At 61.7% G+C, this 16130-nt stretch carries 14 protein-coding genes; 7 read left to right on the plus strand and 7 right to left on the minus strand.

Annotation, left to right across the window (positions count from 1 at the left end; genetic code table 11):
* The first annotated feature begins 21 nt into the window (after window positions 1-21).
* A complete protein-coding gene (thrH, locus tag HX805_RS09975; RefSeq protein WP_010176441.1) occupies window positions 22-639 on the plus strand; it encodes a bifunctional phosphoserine phosphatase/homoserine phosphotransferase ThrH in 618 nt (205 codons plus the stop codon).
* 115 nt (window positions 640-754) lie between these two features.
* On the opposite strand, the gene HX805_RS09980 is transcribed toward thrH, so the two are convergent.
* From HX805_RS09980 to HX805_RS10005, 6 genes are all read right to left on the minus strand, one after another.
* On the minus strand, window positions 755-1111 hold the full coding sequence (locus HX805_RS09980; RefSeq protein ID WP_177080139.1) for a type II toxin-antitoxin system HigA family antitoxin: 357 nt from the start codon (window positions 1109-1111) through the stop codon (window positions 755-757).
* A complete protein-coding gene (locus HX805_RS09985) occupies window positions 1111-1413 on the minus strand; it encodes a type II toxin-antitoxin system HigB family toxin (RefSeq protein ID WP_003214964.1) in 303 nt (100 codons plus the stop codon). The genes HX805_RS09980 and HX805_RS09985 overlap by 1 nt, the downstream gene beginning before the upstream one ends.
* Window positions 1414-1641: 228 nt before the next feature.
* On the minus strand, window positions 1642-2982 hold the full coding sequence (pabB, locus tag HX805_RS09990; protein ID WP_087695202.1) for an aminodeoxychorismate synthase component I: 1341 nt from the start codon (window positions 2980-2982) through the stop codon (window positions 1642-1644).
* A 5-nt stretch (window positions 2983-2987) separates the two neighbouring features.
* On the minus strand, window positions 2988-3974 hold the full coding sequence (locus HX805_RS09995; protein WP_003214969.1) for an alpha-L-glutamate ligase-like protein: 987 nt from the start codon (window positions 3972-3974) through the stop codon (window positions 2988-2990).
* Window positions 3974-5506 (minus strand): inactive transglutaminase family protein, encoded by a 1533-nt coding sequence (locus HX805_RS10000; RefSeq protein WP_003214971.1) that lies wholly within the window; start codon window positions 5504-5506, stop codon window positions 3974-3976. Before HX805_RS10000 ends, HX805_RS09995 begins: the two co-directional genes overlap by 1 nt.
* 5 nt (window positions 5507-5511) lie before the next feature.
* Entirely contained in the window at window positions 5512-6045 is a 534-nt protein-coding gene (locus HX805_RS10005) for an ATP-dependent zinc protease (RefSeq protein WP_023659091.1), read from the minus strand.
* Between the two features lie 272 nt (window positions 6046-6317).
* Between HX805_RS10005 and HX805_RS10010 the strand changes: the two genes are divergently transcribed.
* The 6 genes from HX805_RS10010 (at window position 6318) to prpD (ending at window position 14685) form a co-directional block, all read left to right on the plus strand.
* A complete protein-coding gene (locus tag HX805_RS10010; protein WP_008432676.1) occupies window positions 6318-7031 on the plus strand; it encodes a GntR family transcriptional regulator in 714 nt (237 codons plus the stop codon).
* Window positions 7028-7921, plus strand: coding sequence for a methylisocitrate lyase (gene prpB / locus HX805_RS10015; RefSeq protein WP_003214976.1), 894 nt, complete (start codon window positions 7028-7030; stop codon window positions 7919-7921). Before HX805_RS10010 ends, prpB begins: the two co-directional genes overlap by 4 nt.
* Window positions 7922-7961: 40 nt before the next feature.
* The gene (gene prpC / locus HX805_RS10020) at window positions 7962-9089 is read left to right on the plus strand and encodes a 2-methylcitrate synthase (RefSeq protein ID WP_177116834.1); all 1128 of its coding nucleotides are present in this window, start codon (window positions 7962-7964) and stop codon (window positions 9087-9089) included.
* A gap of 201 nt (window positions 9090-9290) precedes the next feature.
* Window positions 9291-11885 (plus strand): Fe/S-dependent 2-methylisocitrate dehydratase AcnD, encoded by a 2595-nt coding sequence (gene acnD, locus HX805_RS10025; protein WP_177116835.1) that lies wholly within the window; start codon window positions 9291-9293, stop codon window positions 11883-11885.
* A gap of 42 nt (window positions 11886-11927) precedes the next feature.
* On the plus strand, window positions 11928-13118 hold the full coding sequence (gene prpF, locus HX805_RS10030; RefSeq protein ID WP_177051791.1) for a 2-methylaconitate cis-trans isomerase PrpF: 1191 nt from the start codon (window positions 11928-11930) through the stop codon (window positions 13116-13118).
* Window positions 13119-13200: 82 nt separating this feature from the next.
* Complete coding sequence (gene prpD / locus HX805_RS10035; protein ID WP_177116836.1) at window positions 13201-14685, plus strand: 2-methylcitrate dehydratase; 1485 nt, start codon at window positions 13201-13203, stop codon at window positions 14683-14685.
* A gap of 113 nt (window positions 14686-14798) precedes the next feature.
* On the opposite strand, the gene HX805_RS10040 is transcribed toward prpD, so the two are convergent.
* Window positions 14799-16121, minus strand: coding sequence for an AAA-associated domain-containing protein (locus tag HX805_RS10040; RefSeq protein ID WP_008432668.1), 1323 nt, complete (start codon window positions 16119-16121; stop codon window positions 14799-14801).
* Between the last annotated feature and the right edge of the window lie 9 nt (window positions 16122-16130).

Genomic DNA, 16130 nt, shown 5'->3' on the forward strand with positions numbered 1-16130 from the left:
AACTTTAAATGGGAGTGTCTTGTGGAAATTGCCTGTCTCGACCTGGAAGGGGTGCTGGTTCCGGAAATCTGGATCGCCTTCGCCGAAAAAACCGGTATTGAATCCTTGCGGGCCACCACCCGGGACATCCCCGACTACGACGTGCTGATGAAACAGCGCCTGCGCATTCTTGATGAGCATGGGCTGAAGCTCTCGGACATCCAGGAAGTGATCGCCACCCTCAAGCCGCTGGACGGCGCCATCGAGTTCGTCAATTGGCTGCGCGAGCGCTTCCAGGTGGTGATCCTGTCTGACACCTTCTATGAGTTCTCCCAGCCGCTGATGCGCCAACTGGGTTTTCCGACCTTGCTGTGCCACCGGTTGATCACCGACGAAAATGACCGGGTGGTGAGCTACCAGCTGCGTCAGAAAGATCCCAAGCGTCAGTCGGTGCTGGCCTTCAAAACCCTGTACTACCGCGTGATTGCCGCTGGTGATTCCTACAACGACACCACCATGCTGGGTGAGGCCGACCGTGGGATTCTGTTCCACGCGCCGGAGAACGTGATTCGCGAGTTCCCGCAGTTCCCGGCGGTGCATACGTTTGAGGACTTGAAGAAAGAGTTCATCAAGGCGTCGAATCGGCAGTTGAGCCTGTAAGTTATTGGGTGTGGCTGACGCCTCATCGCAGGCAAGCCAGCTCCCACATGTTGACCGCGCTCCCATGTGGGAGCCGGGCTTTCCCGCGATGGGGCCGGTCCAGCCACTGCACTGCCTAGACCCCTGCCAGCAAACTCTCATAAGGAATGCGCAAGCCTTTATGCAGGCGTTTGATCATCGACAAGCTCAGCTTGCGCTTATGATTCAACACTTCGGAAACCCGCCCGCTCGGACCTATGAAAGGCTCCAGGTCACGGGCGGTCAGGCCTAGTTGCTCCATTCGAAATTTAATCGCTTCGACGGGATCCGAAGGCGGCATTGGGAAATGCTCCGCTTCGTACTTTTCGATAAGGATGGCGAGAATTTCCAGCTCGTCACCCTCGGGCGAGCCGATTTCCGCTTCCCATAGCTGTTCGACGCGCGCGAGCGCAGCGGTCAGGTCTTCCTGGGAATGAATGGGTTTGATGTTCATCACACGGTCTCCGCATTGATCTGATCGTATTGCGCGTGGGTCCCCACGAAGCGAATGAACGCAAGCTGTCGCTGATAATTGATCGCCATGATCACTCGATACTTGTTGCCGCCTATGTTGAACACAACCCGGCCCCCTTTGAGAATGCTCGCTGTCCTTAGCTCTGCCTTGAGGGCCTGAGGGGTTGGGTAAACAGCTTTTTCCATATGGCGATACAGCTCGACCAGCGGCGTTTTTGCATCCATGCAGCCAGGGTGGTTTTCCCAGAATATTCGTAGGGCAGACAGAGCGATTATCCGCATCGCTGCGACCTCCCAATTTGGGAGATAATAGGTGCGGTTGAGGGCAGATGCAATCTCGGAAATCTTTCCTGACAAGTAGGCAGTCGTTTCATGTGATCCTTCACAGACGGCTGGTGGACGGTTGAAACCGGACGCTATCCTCCGGCTTCGACCCCCTCTACTTCGGTACTGATTCAGGTCTTTTCCGCTGCGTGGCTCTACGTCAGCGAGCCAGGAAGGGGCTGGGTGCTACAGGCTTTCCAAGGTTTGTAACAACACCCGCACCTTGGTCATCGACTCCTGATACTCCGCCTGCCACTCCGAGTCCGCGACAATCCCGCCGCCGCCCCAGCAGCACACCTGACCATCCTTGACCAACAGGCTGCGAATGGCGATGGAGCTGTCCATCTCGCCGCGCACGTCCAGATACACCAGCGAACCGCAATACAACCCGCGCCGGGTCGGCTCCAGCTCGTCGATGATCTGCATCGCGCGAATCTTCGGTGCGCCGGTGATGGAGCCGCCGGGGAAGCTGCCGGCGATCAGGTCGAGGGCGTCTTTATCGTCCGCCAGCTCACCGGTGACGCTGCTCACCAGATGATGCACGTTGGGATAGCTTTCCAGGCTGAACAACTCCGGCACTTTCACCGAGCCGGTACGGCAGGTGCGGCCCAGGTCGTTGCGCAGCAGGTCGACGATCATCAGGTTTTCGGCACGATCCTTGGGGCTGGCCAGCAATTCAGCGGCGTTGGCTGCATCTTCCTCAGGCGTCGCACCCCTTGGCCGGGTGCCCTTGATCGGGCGGGTTTCCACCTGGCGCTGGCTGATTTTGACGAAGCGCTCCGGCGATAAACTCAATACCGCGCCATCATCCGGCAAGCTTTGGAACCCGGAAAACGGTGTTGGGCAGGCTTCGCGCAAGGCGCAGTAGGCCACCCACGGATCGCCACTGCACGGAGCACGGAAACGTTGGGCAAAGTTGACCTGGTAGCAGTCACCGGCCTGGATGTAGTCCTGGATACGGGCGAGGGCGTGCTGGTAGGTGTCGGCTGTCACGTCCGGGGCCATTGGGCCTTGCAGCTTGAAGGTGGCCGATGCGCTGATGGTCGGCTGACCGAACAAGGTAATCAGGCGTTGCCGTTCGCTTTCCGCCAGTTTGGGGTGGAACACCAGTTGGCTGGTCTGCGCCTGGTGATCGCTGATCAAGGCCCAGGCGTACAGGCCAAAGCGTGCATCCGGCAGGTGCAGGTCGTCCACCGCCAGGTGCGGCAGGTGCTCAAGATGACGACCGAAGTCGTAGCTCAGGTAGCCGATGAGGCCGCCAGCAAACGGCAGTTCGTAGGGCGCGGGGATCGTGGCTTCACCCAGCAACGTCAGGTTTTCCCGCAGGCGCTGCAGGAAATCACTGCCGCTTTCGTCGGGCAGTACCGCCAGGGTCGTCTCGGGCCAGGCGCTCAGCAGGTCATAACGGCCGCGCTCGGCCGCCGGTCGGCCACTGTCCAGCAGCACCGCGCCGGGCGCATGGCGGATTGCTGCAAAGTATTCGGCAGGGTTGGCCCGGTAGGGCAGCGGGTGTACGGAGCAGGTCACTGGGTTTATCCCTCGACCGCCGGAATATGCCCAAACATTTCCTGCACAAACTTAACCCGTTCCTCCGGTGTTTCCGTTACGCCCGCCGCCTTCAGCTCTTCCAGTCGAGCCTCCACGGCATGGGTGCGCAAGGTCAGGCCGCAGTCGTTGGCAATCTGGATGTTCAGCCCCGGGCGAGCGTTAAGTTCCAGGATCAACGGACCCTTTTCCTGGTCCAGCACCATGTCCACGCCGATATAGCCCAGGCCGCACAGCTCGTAGCAGCCGGCGGCGAGCTTCATGAAACCGTCCCAGTTGGGCAGTTGCACGCCGTCCACCGCATTGGTGGTGTCGGGGTGCTTGGTGATGATGTTGTTCAGCCAGGTGCCGCGCAGGGTCAGGCCGGTGGCGAGGTCGACACCCACGCCAATCGCGCCCTGGTGCAGGTTGGCCTTGCCGCCGGACTGGCGGGTGGGCAAGCGCAGCATGGCCATCACCGGGTAGCCCATCAGCACAATGATGCGGATGTCCGGTACGCCTTCGTAGCTGATGCTTTTGAAGATCTGGTCAGGCACCACCCGGTATTCGATCAGCGCGCGGTCACGGTGGCCGCCGAGGGAATACAGGCCGGTGAGGATGCTGGAAATCTGATGCTCGATTTCTTCATGGCTGATGATCTTGCCGGAGACGGTCCGGTAGCGCCCTTCAAAACGGTCGGCGATCACCAGGATACCGTCACCACCGGCGCCCTGGGCCGGCTTGATCACGAAGTCGCTGCGCCCGCCGATGATCTCGTCGAGCTTGTCGATTTCCTTCTCGGTGGAAATGACCCCGTACATTTCCGGCACGTGGATGCCGGCGGCCATGGCCCGTTCCTTGGTGATGATCTTGTCATCGACGATCGGATACAGGCTGCGCTTGTTGTACTTGAGCACGTAGTCGGCATTTCGCCGGTTGATGCCCATGATCCCCCGCGCTTCCAGGGCCTTCCAGGTCTTCCAGAAGCCGAACATTACGAGTCAGCCTTGAGGAAGGCCTTGAAACGCACCAGTTCGGTCAGGCGGTAGCCGCGATAACGACCCATGGCCAGCATGAAGCCCACCAGGATCAACAGGATCGCCGGGAAGGTGAACACGAAGTAGATCAGTTCCGGCACGCTCATGATGATGTGCGCCAGGGAAGCGGCGAACAGCGTGCCGATCGCGACTTTCATCGCATGGCCGCCACCGCGTTCTTCCCAGGTAATCGACAGGCGTTCGATGGTCATGGTCAGGATCACCATCGGGAACAATGCCACCGACAGCCCGCGTTCCAGGCCGAGCTTGTGGCTGAACAGACTGATGGCGGCGATCAGCACCACCACGAAGGTCAGCACCACCGAGAGCCTCGGCAGCATCTGCAGCTTCAAGTGTTCCAGGTAAGACCGAAGCGACAGCCCCAGCGCCGTAATAATGGTGAACAGCACAATCCCGAAGCCCAGCTGTGTCTCTCGGAACGCCAGGGCAATCAGCACCGGGGTAAACGTGCCAAGGGTCTGCAGGCCGATCAGGTTGCGCAGGATCAGGATCACCAGCACGCCAATCGGGATCATCACCATGATCATGAAGGTCTGCTGGGTTTGCAGCGGCAGGCCGTACAGCGAGTATTCGAGGAAGTTGGCGTCGGTGTTTTCGTCCGTCAGCTTGGCCAGGCGAATCGCGTTCATTTCGCTGTTGTTGAGGCTGAAGGTCACCATGGCCTTCTTGCCGCCGTCGACGGTGATCAGGTTTTCATCACCGGTCCACCACAGCAGGCGGTCGGCCGGCAGGCCTTGCTCGCCGGTGTCGGGGTTGAAGTACAGCCAGTCGTTGCCATTGAAACTGCGCAGCCAGAGTTCCGGGGTTTGCGGCTGGTCGGCCACCAGGCGGATGGTGTGGACCTTTTCCACCGGCACGTGGGCGATAGACAGCAGCAACTCGACGATCTTGGCCTTGTGCGGCGTCGACGGGTCGCCCGCCAGCAGCAGCTTCACGTTGTCGTCGTTGAGGTTGTTGGTGCGCTTGATGGCTTCGCTGATAAAGGTCTCGACGTCGGCCGAGTGCTGGCGGATCGGCGCCAGCAGGGCTTCGGCGGCGATTTTTTCCGGGCCTTCGACGGCGATGCTGTCGCGGAAGGTCGGGCCCTTGACCTTGACCTTTTCACCGCTGTAACGCTTGGTCAGCACCAGGCGGTAGTAGAGGGTCTGGTTGCCCTTGGCCCGGCGTGCCGACCAGGTGACCTTGCGGTTGCCGTCGAGGCGATTGACGCTGACGCCGTAGTTATTCGAGATAAAGCTTTCATTCAGGCTGACGAAGTCGCGGCTCAGGGGCGGCACGAACATCTGGATTTTCACCGGGTCCTTGGCGCTGGCGACGAACTCGACCTTGGCGTCGATGTTCCACAGGTCGTCGGTGGCGTCCTCGGTGACGGGAATCCCCAGCACGAAAATCTGATAGGCGGTGACCGAAATGCCCAAGACCACCAAAACGGCGATCAGGATTTTCAGGTGCAGATTAAGAGAGCGCATTCAAATTACTCAGCGGTATGAGCGTCGGAGGCGCAGGCAGGTTTGCCCGCCGCGTATTTAAGACTGGGGTCGACCAGCGCATCAAAGCGTTTCAGCGCTTCGGAGCCGATCAGCAGCGGGTATTGGAAGGCGCTGCGGTCAGTCAAGTTCACTTCGATACTGCGTAAAGCGGTGCCCATGCAGATGTCCAGGGCGATGACTGGACGGGCGGTGTAGTTCTTGTCTTCATCGGGGTCGTAGTCACCGGCGCGGCGCTTGATCTTGCTCACGCGGGCCAGGGGGCGCTCGATGGGGTGGGAGTGTGCGGTGTCGATGGCCAGGTAGAAGCGCACCCAGGACTCGCCGTTGCGCTTGAAGCGCTTGATGTCGCGGGCGCTCAAGGACGCGGTCTTGGCGCCGGTGTCGAGCTTGGCGGCCACTTCCAGGTCAATGCCGGCCAACTTGGCGTATTCATTGAGTCCATAAACGGTCTTCTCGGCAGCAACGCCAAGGCCCGGGATAAACAGTAGAAGCAAAAGGGGGAAGGGCTTGAGTCTCATAAATCCTGACGCGGTGCAGTGCGATGTTCAATTCAAGGCGACTGGCATTGCTGCGCAAGCTCCCTCGTGCGCCTTTTCATCCAGGGATGTGAGGCAAAAGTGGCCGGCATTCTAACATGAAGGTTTTCTGGCGCCAGCGCTGGCAGCCGGCCATGCCCCGATAGAGTGCAAGGCGGGTTATTAGACGATTGTCGACAATGTGTATTTATTCTTTGACTATCCGGGGCTGATTGGCTAGTTTTTGCGGCATTGCTTTTAAAGGTGTCGACAATATGCTGGATCAACTGGAAACCCCAGTGATGGCCCAAGACGATTCCCAGACCATGTCCGAGAACGTCTTCCGGCGTATCCAGGCCGCCATCGTCAAGGGCGAAATCGCCCCCGGCAGCAAGATCTCCGAGCCGGAGCTGGCGCGCACCTATGGCATCAGCCGTGGCCCGCTGCGCGAGGCGATTCATCGCCTGGAAGGCCAGCGCCTGCTGGTGCGCATCCCCCATGTGGGCGCGCGAGTGGTCTCGTTGAGCCATGAAGAACTGATCGAACTCTACGAAATCCGCGAATCCCTGGAAGGCATGGCCTGCCGCCTGGCCGCCGAGCGCATGACCGACGCCGAGATCGAAGAGCTGCGCCAGGTGTTGCACACCCACGAGCGCGATGCGGCCTTCCAGGCCGGTGTCGGCTACTACCAGCAGGAAGGCGACTTCGATTTTCATTACCGGATAATTCAAGGCGCCGGTAATCGCACCCTGACCCAAATGTTGTGCGGCGAGCTGTATCAGTTGGTGCGCATGTACCGCATCCAGTTCTCCGCCACCCCCAATCGTCCACGCCAGGCCTTTGCCGAGCATCACCGCATTCTTGACGCGATTGCCGATCGCGACGGTGAACTGGCCGAGTTGTTGATGCGCCGGCATATCGGCGCCTCCAAACGCAACATTGCCCGTCACTTCCCGGACGGCGCTCCCCAATCACGAGGTGAGTCATGAGTTCCAATAACAACACCACTCCAGGCCAGCGTTTCCGTGACGCGGTTGCCAGCGAGCACCCGTTGCAGGTAGTCGGCGCGATCAACGCCAACCATGCGCTGCTGGCCAAGCGCGCCGGCTTCAAGGCGATCTACCTGTCGGGTGGCGGGGTGGCTGCCGGCTCCCTCGGTGTGCCGGACCTGGGCATCACCGGCCTGGATGACGTGCTGACGGACGTGCGCCGCATCACCGACGTGTGCGACCTGCCACTGCTGGTGGACGTGGACACCGGTTTCGGCTCCTCCGCGTTCAACGTGGCGCGCACCGTCAAGTCGATGATCAAGTTCGGCGCGGCGGCGATCCATATCGAAGACCAGGTGGGCGCCAAGCGTTGCGGCCATCGCCCGAACAAAGAAATCGTGTCCCAGCAGGAAATGGTCGACCGCATCAAGGCTGCGGTGGATGCGCGTACCGATGACAGTTTCGTGATCATGGCCCGCACCGACGCACTGGCCGTGGAAGGTTTGGAATCCGCCCTGGAACGTGCCGCCGCCTGCATCGAGGCCGGTGCCGACATGGTGTTCCCGGAAGCCATCACTGAGCTTGAGATGTACAAGCTGTTCGCCTCCCGGGTGAAAGCGCCGATCCTGGCCAACATCACCGAATTCGGTGCGACACCTCTCTATACCGTCGATCAACTGAAATCTGCGGATGTTTCCATCGTCCTGTACCCGCTCTCGGCCTTCCGCGCCATGAACAAGGCGGCCGAGAACGTCTACACCGCGATCCGTCGCGACGGCACCCAGCAGAACGTGATCGACACCATGCAAACCCGCATGGAGCTTTATGATCGCATCGACTACCACACCTTCGAGCAGAAGCTCGACGCGCTGTTCGCCGCCAAGAAGTAACGCGAGCGCCTCACTAATAACTACAAGATTGGAGATAACCATGGCCGAAGCAAAAGTACTCAGTGGAGCTGGCCTGCGTGGCCAGGTTGCCGGGCAAACCGCACTGTCCACCGTGGGCCAGGCCGGTGCCGGCTTGACCTATCGCGGCTACGACGTGCGCGAACTCGCCGCCGATGCCCAGTTTGAAGAAGTCGCCTACCTGCTGCTCTACGGCGAACTGCCGACCAAATCCGAACTGGCCGCCTACACCGCCAAGCTCGGCAAACTGCGCGACCTGCCCCAGGCGCTGAAAGAAGTGCTGGAACGCATCCCCGCCGACGCGCACCCGATGGACGTGATGCGCACCGGTTGCTCGTTCCTGGGCAACATCGAGCCGGAGAAAGACTTCAGCGTGCAGCGCGACGTGACCGACCGCCTGCTGGCCGCGTTCCCGGCGATCATGTGCTACTGGTACCGCTTCAGCCACGACGGCCAGCGCATCAACTGCGTGACCGACGAGCCGAGCATCGGCGGGCACTTCCTGCACCTGCTGCACGACAAGAAGCCCAGCGACTTGCACGTCAAGGTGATGAACGTGTCGCTGATTCTCTACGCCGAGCACGAATTCAACGCCTCGACCTTCACCGCCCGCGTGTGTGCGTCGACCCTGTCGGACCTGTATTCCTGCGTGACTGCCGCCATCGGCTCCCTGCGTGGCCCGCTGCACGGCGGCGCCAATGAAGCGGCGATGGAGATGATCGAGCGTTTCTCTTCCGCCCAGGAAGCGGTGGAAGGCACCCTCGGCATGCTGGCGCGCAAGGACAAGATCATGGGCTTTGGCCACGCGATCTATAAAGACAGCGACCCGCGAAACGAGGTGATCAAGGCCTGGTCGAAAAAACTCGCGGACGAAGTGGGCGACACCGTGCTGTTCCCGGTTTCTGAAGCCATCGACAAGACCATGTGGGAGCAGAAGAAACTGTTCCCCAACGCCGACTTCTACCATGCCTCGGCGTACCACTTCATGGGCATCCCGACGAAGCTGTTCACCCCGATTTTCGTCTGCTCGCGGCTGACAGGATGGGCAGCTCACGTGTTCGAGCAGCGAGCCAACAACCGCATCATCCGTCCGAGCGCCGAGTACATCGGCGTTGAGCAGCGCAAGTTCGTGCCAATCGAACGTCGCTGAGTGGAGAAACCGCTGATCTTGGGGTGAAAACGGATCAAAAAGGTGGGAGCGGGCTTGCTCGCGAAGGCGGTGCGACAGTCGCCATGTGTGTTGCATAACACACCGCTTTCGCGAGCAAGCCCGCTCCCACATTTTGATCGCATTCCACCTTGGATCAGCACCGGTTCTTCCTTTTGCAACTACCGTGACCGAGTCCTGACGATGAACACTGAACACCGCAAACCGCTCCCCGGCAGCCGCCTCGATTTCTTTGACGCCCGCGCGGCAGTCGATGCAATCACCCCCGGCGCCTACGCCACACTGCCGTACACCTCCCGCGTGCTCGCGGAAAACCTGGTGCGTCGCTGTGACCCCGCAACCCTCAATGCCTCCTTGAGCCAACTGATCGAGCGCAAACGCGACCTCGACTTCCCGTGGTTCCCGGCCCGCGTGGTGTGCCACGACATCCTCGGCCAGACCGCCCTGGTGGACCTTGCCGGCCTGCGCGACGCCATCGCCCTGCAAGGCGGTGACCCGGCCCAGGTCAACCCGGTGGTGCCGACCCAACTGATCGTCGACCATTCCCTGGCCGTCGAAGCCGGTGGTTCTGACCCGCAGGCGTTCGAGAAAAACCGCGCCATCGAAGACCGTCGCAACGAAGACCGTTTCCACTTTATCGAATGGACCAAAAAGGCCTTCAAGAACGTCGACGTGATCCCGCCGGGCAACGGCATCATGCACCAGATCAACCTGGAGAAAATGTCTCCGGTGATCCAGGTACGTGACGGCGTGGCCTTCCCGGATACCTGCGTCGGCACCGACAGCCACACGCCTCACGTTGATGCCTTGGGCGTGATCGCCATCGGCGTTGGTGGCCTTGAAGCAGAGAGCGTGATGCTCGGCCGCGCCTCGTGGATGCGCCTGCCGGAAAGTGTTGGCGTGGAGCTGACGGGCAAGCTGCAACCGGGCATCACCGCCACCGACATGGTGCTGGCGCTGACCGAGTTCCTGCGCAAGCAGAAGGTCGTCGGTGCGTGGCTGGAGTTCTTCGGTGAAGGCGCCTCCGCGCTGACCCTGGGCGACCGCGCCACCATCTCCAACATGGCCCCGGAATACGGCGCCACGGCGGCGATGTTCTATATCGACCAGCAGACCATCGCCTACCTCAAGCTCACCGGCCGTGACGACGAACAAGTCACCCTGGTGGAGCAATATGCTCGCCACACCGGCCTGTGGGCGGACGACCTCAAGGGCGCGCAATACGAGCGTGGCCTGAGCTTCGATTTGTCCTCGGTGGTGCGCAACATGGCCGGCCCGAGCAACCCCCACGCCCGCGTCGCCACCAGCGACCTGGCGGCCAAGGGCATCTCCGGCCAGTGGGATGACGTGCCGGGGCAAATGCCCGACGGCGCGGTGATCATCGCCGCCATCACCAGTTGCACCAACACCAGCAACCCGCGCAACGTGATTGCCGCCGGCCTGCTGGCACGCAATGCCAACAAGCTCGGCCTGGCCCGCAAGCCGTGGGTCAAGTCGTCCCTGGCACCGGGTTCGAAAACCGTCGCGATGTACCTCGACGAAGCCGGGCTGACCACCGAGCTGGAGCAGTTGGGTTTCGGCGTGGTGGCGTTCGCCTGCACCACCTGCAACGGCATGTCCGGCGCACTCGACCCGGTGATCCAGCAAGAGATCATCGACCGCGACCTGTACGCCACCGCCGTGCTTTCGGGTAACCGCAACTTCGACGGCCGTATCCACCCGTACGCCAAGCAAGCGTTCCTCGCGTCGCCGCCGCTGGTGGTGGCCTATGCGATTGCCGGCACCATCCGTTTCGACATCGAAAAAGACGTGCTGGGCCTGGACGCCAATGGCAAGGAAATCCGCCTCAAGGACATCTGGCCAAGCGACGAAGAAATCGACGCGGTGGTCAAGGCGTCGGTCAAGCCGGAGCAGTTTCGCCAGGTGTACATCCCGATGTTCGCGATCCACGAAGACACCGGCCCGAAGGTCACGCCGCTGTACGACTGGCGCCCGCAGAGCACCTACATCCGTCGCCCGCCGTACTGGGAAGGTGCCCTGGCCGGTGCACGTCCGCTCAAGGGCATGCGCCCGCTGGCGGTGCTGCCGGACAACATCACCACCGATCACCTGTCGCCGTCCAACGCGATCATGCTCGACAGCGCCGCGGGCGAATACCTGGCGAAAATGGGCCTGCCGGAAGTCGACTTCAACTCTTACGCGACCCATCGTGGCGACCACTTGACCGCGCAGCGCGCCACCTTCGCCAACCCGAAACTGTTCAATGAAATGGTGGTTGAAGACGGTAAGGTCAAGCAGGGTTCGCTGGCGCGCCTGGAGCCGGAAGGCAAGGTCACGCGCATGTGGGAAGCCATCGAAACCTACATGGAGCGCAAGCAGCCGCTGATCATCATTGCCGGCGCCGACTACGGCCAGGGTTCGTCCCGGGACTGGGCGGCCAAGGGCGTACGCCTGGCCGGTGTTGAGGCGATTGCCGCCGAAGGTTTCGAGCGCATCCACCGCACCAACCTGGTGGGCATGGGCGTGCTGCCGCTGGAGTTCCTGCCGGGCACCGACCGCAAGACCCTGAAGATCGACGGCACGGAAACCTACGACGTGATCGGCGAACGCACCCCGCGTGCGCAACTGACGTTGCTGATCAACCGCAAGAACGGCGAGCGTGTCGAGGTGCCGGTGACCTGCCGGCTGGACACGGCTGAAGAAGTGTCGATCTACGAGGCGGGCGGCGTGTTGCAACGTTTTGCCCAAGACTTCCTGGAATCGGCTGTAACTGCCTGATAACTGCGGCCGGGGTCAACGCCCCGGCCCATGAGGACCACCATGGCACACGTACCGCAGATCAAGATTCCCGCCACCTACATGCGTGGCGGCACCAGTAAAGGCGTGTTTTTCAGCCTCAAGGATTTGCCCGAGTCGGCCCAGGTGCCGGGCGCGGCGCGGGATGCGTTGTTGTTGCGGGTGATCGGCAGCCCCGACCCGTATGACAAGCAAATCGACGGCATGGGCGGCGCGACTTCCAGCACCAGCAAAACCGTGATCCTGGCCAAAAGTACCCGCGCCGATCACGACGTGGATTACCTGTTCGGCCAGGTGTCCATCGACAAACCGTTCGTGGACTGGAGCGGCAACTGCGGCAACCTGTCGGCGGCGGTGGGTTCGTTCGCCATCAGCGCCGGCCTGGTAGATGCCGCGCGCATTCCGCACAACGGCGTGGCCGTGGTGCGGGTGTGGCAGGCGAATATCGCCAAGACCATCATCGCTCACGTACCGATCACCGACGGTGCGGTGCAGGAAACCGGCGACTTCGAACTCGACGGCGTGACCTTCCCGGCCGCCGAGGTGCAGCTGGAATTCATGGACCCAGCGGCGGAAGAAGAGGGCGGCGGTGGCTCGATGTTCCCTACCGGCAACCTGGTGGATGATCTGGAAGTGCCGGGTGTCGGCACGTTCAAGGCGACGCTGATCAATGCCGGGATTCCCACCATCTTCATCAACGCCCAGGACCTGGGCTACACCGGCACCGAGTTGCAGGGCGCGATCAATGGCGACCCCAAGGCCCTGGCGATGTTTGAAACCATCCGCGCCCATGGTGCGCTGCGCATGGGCTTGATCAAACACCTGGACGAGGCGGCCCAGCGTCAGCACACGCCGAAGGTGGCGTTTGTGGCGCGGCCTGCGGACTACGTGGCGTCCAGCGGCAAGGCGATCAAGGCGGGTGATGTCGACCTGCTGGTGCGGGCGCTGTCCATGGGCAAGTTGCACCACGCGATGATGGGCACGGCGGCGGTGGCGATTGGCACGGCGGCGGCGATTTCCGGCACGCTGGTGAATTTGGCAGCGGGCGGCGTGGAGCGCAATGCGGTGCGGTTCGGGCATCCCTCCGGGACGTTGCGCGTAGGCGCCGAGGCCAGCCAGATCGACGGTGAATGGGTCGTGAAAAAAGCCATCATGAGCCGCAGTGCGCGAGTGTTGATGGAAGGGTTCGTACGCGTCCCCGGCGACTCTTTCTAACCGATCATTCCCACGCAGAGCGTGGGAACGAACACCCTGACCCTGAGGATGGACCACACCTAACCCACTTTGGAGTACTGCCATGAGCGCCAACGTCGACCAGAACAACCGCCCCGACTACGACCAGGTCCTGCAGGACATCGCCGACTACGTACTGAATTTCAGGATCGAATCCCGCGATGCCCTCGACACCGCCCGCAACTGCCTGATGGACACCCTCGGTTGCGGCCTGCTGGCCCTGCGTTTCCCGGAGTGCACCAAGCACCTGGGGCCGATCGTCGAAGGCACGGTGGTGCCGTTCGGCGCACGGGTGCCGGGCACCTCGTTCCGCCTGGATCCGGTCAAGGCCGCATGGGACATCGGCTGCATCGTGCGCTGGCTCGACTACAACGACACCTGGCTTGCTGCCGAATGGGGTCACCCTTCCGATAACCTCGGTGGCATCCTCGCGGTCGCCGACCATCTCTCGCAAAAACGCCTGGCCAACGGCGACGCACCGCTGACCGTGCGGGCCGTGCTGGAGGCGATGATCATGGCCCACGAAATCCAGGGTGTGATTGCCCTGGAAAACTCCTTCAACCGTGTCGGCCTTGACCACGTGCTGCTGGTGAAAGTCGCCTCCACCGCCGTCACCGCCAAGCTGATGGGCGCCAACCGTGAGCAACTGCTGTCGGCCCTGTCCCAGGCGTTTGTCGATGGCCAGGCATTGCGTACTTATCGTCATGCGCCGAACGCCGGTTCGCGCAAGTCGTGGGCGGCGGGGGATGCGTCGAGTCGCGGGGTGCGCCTGGCGGATATCGCCATGCGCGGCGAGATGGGCATTCCCGGTGTGTTGAGCGCGCCGCAGTGGGGCTTCTATGACGTGCTGTTCAGCCACACCAACAAGGACCTGGCGCTCAAGCCCGAAGACAAGCGCGCCTTCAGCCTGTCGCAGCCCTACGGCACGTATGTGATGGAGAACGTACTGTTCAAGATCAGCTTCCCCGCCGAGTTCCACGCACAAACCGCCTGCGAGGCAGCAGTCACCCTGCACCCACAGGTGAAGCACCGCCTGCATGAGATCGACAGGATTGTGATCACCACCCACGAATCGGCGATCCGGATCATCTCCAAGGTCGGGCAGTTGGCCAACGCGGCGGACCGCGATCATTGCCTGCAGTACATGACCGCCGTACCGCTGGCGTTTGGCAACCTGGTGGCCGAGCAATACGAAGATGAATTCCACGCGGCCCATCCGATCATCGATGAGCTGCGCGAAAAGATGGTCATCGTCGAGGAGCCGCGCTACAGCCGCGAATACCTGGAGGCCGACAAGCGCTCCATCGCCAATGCGGTGCAGGTGTTCTTCAAGGATGGTTCCAGCACCGAACAGGTGGCCGTGGAATACCCGATTGGCCACCGTCGCCGTCGGGTGGATGGCATTCCGTTGCTGGAAGACAAGTTCAAGGCCAATCTGGCGACCCGGTTTACCGCGCAGCGCAGTGCCGAGATTTTTGCGCTGTGCAAGGATCAGGCACGGCTTGAGGCCACTGCGGTAAACCGGTTTGTGGACCTGTTCGTCATCTGAAGAACACCACTGGTCAAATGTGGGAGCGGGCTTGCTCGCGAATGCGGAGTGTCAGCCAATACATATATGGCTGATCCACCGCATTCGCGAGCAAGCCCGCTCCCACATTAAACCTACATGCTGCCTTCCACATCATCCAGGCTGAACGTCTCGGTATGGTCGTCATAGGAGAAGATCTCCGCATACCGCCCCCAGGCCACCACGCTTTCCAGGGTTTTCTCCACAAAGGCTTCCGTCATCGAGTCTTCCAGTTCCTGCTCGAAGCGCACCCGTGGCGCCCGGTGGCCGCTGCGCTCAAGCAACACCTGGTGAATGCGCGCGGCCAATGGCACGTGGCGGATCAAGTGTTCGGCGAACAGGGTTTTACGCTCCTGGGTGCCGTAGTCGGCGAACAGTTTGCCGGCATCGGTCAGGGTGATATCGGCACCCTTGAGTTCGGCGAAGCCCAAATGCTCAAGCATCTCCGCCACCGGGAACAGATCGTCGACTTCCAGCAAACGCCGTTCGGCCACGGTCGGCAGGCCGGCGTGGCCGTTGTAGGGCTCGGCGGCCAGGGTTTCGATCAGGCCGGCCATCAGGTTGGTGGAGACTTCCGGCAACAGGCTGCCCATTTTCAGCTCAGGCAAACCTCTGCTGGCGTCAGCGCTGCGGCGGTCGGTCATCAGGGCATAGATGTCGTCGACCATTTGCCGGAAGGTCGGGTCCAGGCGGTTGCGCGGGTGGGCAAACGGCACCTTTATCTCGGCCACCACCCGGCCAGGGTTGGACGACAGCACCAGGATGCGGTCGCACATCAGCACCGCTTCTTCGATGTTGTGGGTCACGATCAGGATCGATTTGATCGGCAGTTGCTTGCCGCTCCACAGATCCAGCAAGTCGGTGCGCAGGGTTTCAGCGGTGAGCACGTCCAGCGCCGAGAACGGTTCGTCCATCAGCAGCAGGGTCGGGTTCACCACCAGCCCACGGGCGAAACCCACGCGTTGGCGCATGCCGCCGGACAGTTCGCGCGGGTAGGCGTTTTCAAAGCCGTCCAGGCCGATCAGGTCGATGGCCGCCAGGGCGCGCCTGCGGGACTCCTTGCGCTCGACCTGCAAGGCTTGCAGGCCGGCCTCGACGTTTTCCAGCACGGTCAGCCACGGGAACAGTGCGAAGGTCTGGAACACCATGGCCACGCCTTCGGCCGGGCCGGTGAGTGGCGCGCCGTTGTAGCGTACTTCGCCCGACGACGGCTGAATCAGCCCGGCGATGATGCGCAGCAAGGTCGACTTGCCCGAGCCGGACCGGCCGAGCATGCCGACAATCTCGCCTTCGTGCAGGCTCAAGTTCACGCCGCTGAGGACTTGCAGCTCGTCTTTACCTTTGCCGAACACCCGGTTCACGTTTTTCAACGAGTAGATTTCCGGAGTGTCGGCGGCATGCTCGGTATAGGTAGTCATCACAGCGAG

The sequence above is a fragment of the Pseudomonas sp. G5001 genome, from assembly GCF_013385475.1.
Lineage (GTDB): Bacteria > Pseudomonadota > Gammaproteobacteria > Pseudomonadales > Pseudomonadaceae > Aquipseudomonas.